Source organism: Fibrobacter sp., from assembly GCF_017551775.1.
In the GTDB taxonomy this organism is placed as follows: domain Bacteria; phylum Fibrobacterota; class Fibrobacteria; order Fibrobacterales; family Fibrobacteraceae; genus Fibrobacter.
In genome coordinates this window covers 1-5361 of sequence record NZ_JAFZKX010000002.1, presented here as the reverse complement: position 1 = coordinate 5361, position 5361 = coordinate 1, and the positions used below count along the sequence as shown (strand labels likewise).

General features: G+C 57.2%; 6 protein-coding genes. 1 reads left to right on the top strand and 5 read right to left on the bottom strand.

Annotated elements, in window-relative coordinates:
* From IK012_RS00095 to IK012_RS00075, 5 genes are all read right to left on the bottom strand, one after another.
* The coding region (locus tag IK012_RS00095) for a DNA topoisomerase (protein WP_290949059.1) at window positions 1-767 on the bottom strand (767 nt) is incomplete at its 3' end.
* 3 nt (window positions 768-770) lie between these two features.
* Window positions 771-1904 carry a glycosyltransferase gene (locus IK012_RS00090; RefSeq protein ID WP_290949056.1) on the bottom strand — a complete coding sequence of 378 codons (1134 nt, stop codon included), beginning with the start codon at window positions 1902-1904 and terminating at the stop codon, window positions 771-773.
* A 176-nt stretch (window positions 1905-2080) separates the two neighbouring features.
* Window positions 2081-2791, bottom strand: coding sequence for a queuosine precursor transporter (locus IK012_RS00085; protein WP_290949054.1), 711 nt, complete (start codon window positions 2789-2791; stop codon window positions 2081-2083).
* A 1-nt stretch (window position 2792) separates the two neighbouring features.
* Window positions 2793-3269 (bottom strand): preQ(1) synthase, encoded by a 477-nt coding sequence (gene queF / locus IK012_RS00080; RefSeq protein WP_173378616.1) that lies wholly within the window; start codon window positions 3267-3269, stop codon window positions 2793-2795.
* Between the two features lie 171 nt (window positions 3270-3440).
* On the bottom strand, window positions 3441-4307 hold the full coding sequence (locus tag IK012_RS00075) for a glycoside hydrolase family 26 protein (RefSeq protein WP_290949050.1): 867 nt from the start codon (window positions 4305-4307) through the stop codon (window positions 3441-3443).
* A 218-nt stretch (window positions 4308-4525) separates the two neighbouring features.
* Here IK012_RS00075 and IK012_RS00070 point away from each other — a divergent pair.
* The coding region (locus IK012_RS00070; RefSeq protein WP_290949048.1) for a GntR family transcriptional regulator at window positions 4526-5361 on the top strand (836 nt) is incomplete at its 3' end.

The following is a 5361-nucleotide window of genomic DNA, read 5'->3' as shown; positions in this document are numbered from 1 at the left end:
TGCGGCTTGAACTCCTGGCGTTCTTCCTCGCGCTTCACGATGATGGCGAGCGTCGGGGTCTGCACGCGTCCGCAGGGCGTAATCTGGAACCCGCCCATGGAACTGTTGTAGGCGGTGAGCCCGCGGCTCCCGTTCATGCCCACGAGCCAGTCGGCTTCGCTGCGGCAGAGGGCGGCGTTCTTCAAGTTTTCCATCTCTTCGGCGGTGCGCAGGTGTTCGAAGGCGTCCTTGATGGCGGCAGGCGTCATGCTCTGCATCCACAGGCGCTTGATGGTCTTGCCCGTGAACTTGCCCTTGAGCACGTAGTCGAGGATGTAGAAGAAAATCAGTTCACCTTCGCGGCCCGCATCGCATGCGTTCACGATGGTCGTGACGTCTTTCCTCTTGATGAGCTTGCTTACGATGGAGAGCTGCGACTTGGTGGCGGGGGTCGCCACGAGCGGGAACTTTTCGGGGAGCATCGGGAGCGTCTTCATGTCCCATGCCTTGTAGCGCTCGTCGATATCCTTCGGGTCGGCGATGGTCACCAGGTGGCCGATGGCGTGGCTCACGATGGTGGTGTCGCTTTCGTAAAAACCGTTGTTTTTCTTGAACGACTTGGCTCCGAGCACCTTCACGAGGTCGGCGGCGACGCTCGGCTTTTCGGCGATGATGAGGGTGATTCCCTCGCCGCTCGCCTTGGCCGCCTTCTTTGTCGCGGTCTTTGCCGGAGTCTTTGCAGCCTTCGTGGTTTCAGTCTTTGTCGTTTTCTTGGTCGTAGTTGCCATCAGTTATTTCCATTTGAAGCGCCCGAACAGGCCGAACAGCACGGCCAGCACGGTAAAGGGGGCGTGGATGAATTCAACGGGGATGCACCACTTGAGCAGGTGCTCCTGCCGGAATATCCGGAGCCCGCGGACTATTAGTATGAGGTCGCCAATGCACTTGGCAACGGATGCGACGATTGTCGCGATGAGAATTTCGAAGCTGAGCGGGGAGAGCGCCACGGCGACGCACTGCATGACGAGGAACAGGAAAACCATGCTCAGCACGAACACGATTTTCGGCGTATAATATATAGTGGCCGATGCCCAGCGCTTGCGCTGTTCCCACAGTTCCTTGAAGGTTTCCTTGCCGCTTGTCGTCACGAAAGTGGACTCGGTGATGCAGTAGCGCATGGCCCAGGGGCGGTCGTCCGCAATTTTCTGCATCAGGAGGTCGTCGTCGCCGCTCTGTATCTTGAGCACGTTGTCGAACCCGTGGACGCTCTTGAAGAAGCTCTTGCGGTAGGCGAAGTTGTTGCCGGTGCTGGTGAGCGGCAGGTGCATCGCGAGGCCCGCTGTGCCCGCCACGCGGTAGATAAGCGTCTCGACCGCCTGCATGCAGATGAGCACGCTCGACTTGCCGGGGACGGTCGGGATGTAGGAATGCCCCGCCACGAGCTCGATGCCCGGCTCGAATTCGCGTACGATGCCGTCGATCCAGGTGGGTTTGACGATGCAGTCGGCGTCGGTGAGGCACAGGATGTCGCCTTCGCAGACGTCGATGAGCTTGCTGAGGGCGTGCTTCTTGGGGCTCACCCCTTCGGGAATGTCCTCGATGGTGAGGATGTGCAGCCGCGGGTAGCGCGCCGCGTATTCCGCGAGGATTTTCGGGGTGTCGTCGGTACTGCGGTCGTCGGCGACCCATACGTCCCACTTGCCGTCATATTCCTGCGCAAGCACCGAATCGAGGGTGGCGCGGATGCCGGCCGACTCGTTGCGGGCCGAAATCAGGATGCTCACGTCGGGCTTGGGCTCCACGTCGGACTGGCCGTCGCGTACCGTACCGAGGGCGCGGAAAAAGCGCACCAGGAGGGCTATGTAGAACAGCCCGGATACGGCGAGGAGGCCTATGACCACGTATGTCAAAATCGTCCAAATCATTTTTTCGGGCAAAAATTTAGTTCATCGTGCCGGAATTTTGGACTGCGGGTGCAGGAACGGGGCGGCGATTTCTCGATACATATATATATGTTAATGTAAAAGCCCCAAAACGCTTGTTTTGGGGCAATTTGAGCTTTTCGGGAAAAATCCCGTAAGTTTTTTGCAATTTTCGGGGCTTATTCCTTCAGGAGTTCGGGGTGCTTGTCTGCGATGCGGCGGGCGAGGTAGACGAACGGGGTGTCCATCAGGGAGGTCACGATGAAGATGCCGTACCCGAAGATGAGGATTTCGACGATGGTGTTCCAGGGGAACACGCCCGCGAAGGCGAGCAGGTTGAACGCCACCACGTTGATGAGCTGGCTTAGGAGGGTGGAGCCGTTGTTGCGCAGCCACAGGAAGCGCTTCTTGTCGCCGAACTTCTTCTCGGTCCATTTCCACCAGGCGTGGTAGGCCCAGACGTCGAACAGTTCGCAGATGGCGTAGGCGAACAGGCTCGCGAGCATCACGCGGGGGGTGTTGGCGAATACGGTGCGGATGGGTTCTGCCATCGTGTCGCCCTCGGCGGGGATGTACAGGAACCAGCTCTGGGAAATCAATATGAAGGTGACGTTCGCGAGGATGCCTATCTTGACGCAGCGGCTGGCCTCTTTCTTGCCGAAAATCTCGCTCATGATGTCGGTCGCGAGGAAGGTCGAGGCGAAAATGACGTTCCCGAGGGTGGTGTCGAGCCCGAAGGCGTGCACCAGGATGAGCACCTCGATGTTGGCGGCGATGGTGCAGATGACGGTCCAGGCGAAGATGCCCTGCTTGCCGAAGAAGCGGAAGAAGGCGACGAGCCCGCCGAAGAACGCGAATATGGAGGCGATGAGGACGATTTCGTTCTGCATATTACTTCCTCCTGTCGATGGCGGCGAAAAGGCGGGTCTTGGCCATGGCCTCGAATTCGGTGCCGGGCTTGCCGTAGTTTGCGAACGGGTAGAGAGAGATGCCCCCGCGCGGCATGAACAGCCCTTCGACTTCGATGTACTTCGGGTCCAGAAGCTTCACCAGGTCCTTCATGATGATGTTCACGCAGTCCTCGTGGAAGTCCCCGTGGTTGCGGAACGAGAACATGTAGAGCTTGAGGGACTTCGATTCCACCAGGTACTGGTCGGGAATGTAGTTGATCTTGATTTCGGCGAAGTCGGGCTGGCCGGTTTTCGGGCAGAGGCTCGTGAATTCCGGGCAGTTGAAGGTGACCATGTAGTCGTTGCCCGGATGCTTGTTCGGGAACTTCTCGAGCACTTCGGGGCTGTAGGTGGTCTTGTACTGGGTGGCGTTGTTCCCGAGCAGGGTGACGCCTTCGAGTTCGGCTTCGGAACGCATTGGGGTCTCCTAGTTTTGGTTTATAGGCTGCGGGGCATTCCGTCCGGTGATGCTTGCCGCCTAAGGTCAGGATGGAATTTCGAACTGACTTTTACAAAGATAAAAAATTCCGGGCTTTTTTCAAAGCCCGGAATCCGCGGGATGGACCGGTAACAGTAAGGAGAAAGACTGTTATCCGGCGAGGGCGTTTAGTCCCGCCTTCCAGGCGTCGACTGCGGCGTTGGAGGTATTGAGCGCCCAGTCTGCCTCGAAGCTCTTGCTTTGGCTGAACCACATTAAGCCAAAAATTCTCGGGAACTGTTCGGGCAGCACCTTGAACATGTCGGCAATCCATTCGGCCTTGTTGCCGCCCGATTCCGTGCACGAGGTTTCCGCGATGAACAGCGGTTTGTCGATGCCTGCGAGAGCATCATACGACTTCTTGAATACCTGCGAGAAGCTCTTCCACCTGGACCAGCATTTTTTGTTGCCCCAGTTGTAGCCGTCGATGGAAATAAAGTCTACGTAGTCGTCGCCGGGGTAGGTTCCCGTGAACGACGTGTTTTCGCCGACGTTCGAGGAATTGGTCGTCCATACCCACTTGACGTTTTTGACGGATTCTTCTCTGAAAATTGTCACGATGTGGCGGAATGCCTCGGCCACGCTTTCTTCGGTGTTGGTCTCGCCGGCTTTGCCCGTGCCCCAGTCGTACCAGTCGCCGTTGGCTTCGTGCAGCGGGCGCAGCCAGATTTCCCAGCCGTACTTCTTGATGTCTTGTGCGAAGTGCCTGATATAGAGGTCTGCCATGCCGTTGGTGATGTCGCGTGCGCTGTAGCCGTTGGGCATCCAGGTGACCACGAGCGTGGACCCGTTCTTGCGTGCGGTCTCGGCGAAGGGTTCCACCCAGGACCAGGTATTGATATCGAAAAGTGCGAAAAGGCTAACGAAGTCGACGTGCGATCCCTGCAAAGTTTCAAAGGCCTGAATGTTGTCTGCCGTGGGCTGGGGATAGGAGCCGGCGCCGCCGACCCATGCCCCTATTTTAAATCTTCTAGTCATAAGTACCTCCTGTTCTTCTACAAAGATATTTTGTCAAGATAACTTGACGGATAACTGCTTTTTTTATTATTTTCCAAAGTGTATCTAGTGTTATAAGCCGATGTGACGAAGAACACGTTACAGACAAGTTATTTTGTGATGTACGTCATAGCGTATTTGTTTGGTACAAAGAAATAACGTTGTTTGCAATATCGGTGCGCAGAAAAAAGGAGGCGCAGATGACGGTAGAGGAAATATGCAAGTGGCTGGAAGCGTCCAAATTCAAGGATGGCGACAGGCTGCCTTCGGTTCGCAGCGTATCGGAACAGCTGTCGACATCGACATGCACGGTGTTCCGCGCTTATCGCAAGCTCATCGAAAAGAAGAAGGCGTACGGTGAGCAGGGCAACGGGTATTTCTGGGGCAACGGGAAGGTCGCTCCGCCGGAGCCGCAAGTGCACGAACAGGTGGTGGAACGCCTGGAGCGCCTCCTCCTCGAAGATTGGAAGGCGGGCAAGCTTTCGGCCGATTCTCCGCTCCCTTCCATCAAGGAACTTTGCATGGGGTACGGGACCTCGGTCGGTTCCATGAGGCGCACCCTCGAAAAATTGCAGGCGGAGGGAATCCTCGCACGCCGCGGCCGCGGGCGCTTCTATTTCCGCACGGTGCAGGCCCCGAAGGCCAAGGAAATTCTTTTGGTGATGCGCTCGAACCCGAACGGGGATTTTTACTGCCTGGGCGACCGCGAACTCGAATTCATGCAGAAGGTCTATTCTGAAGCCGAGAAGCGTAAGCTGCATGTCCGCGTGCTCGGGTACAATGAGGAGGTGGGCAAGTTCCTGGATTCCGCGGGCAACGAGTTTCCGACGGAACTGTTCCACAACTATTTCGGGGCGATACTCTCCACGATGCTCATCTTCAAACCGAGCCGCCTGTTCGCGCAGTTCTCGCGGACGCGCTTCCCGATAGCGGTATGGTGGGAGCACCCGCTCGAAGAAATCCCGCGCGCGCTCAAGAAGGAGCCGCGGTATGCGTTCTTCAACCTCGCCTTCGGCGAGTTCCCGGGCCGTTCCGT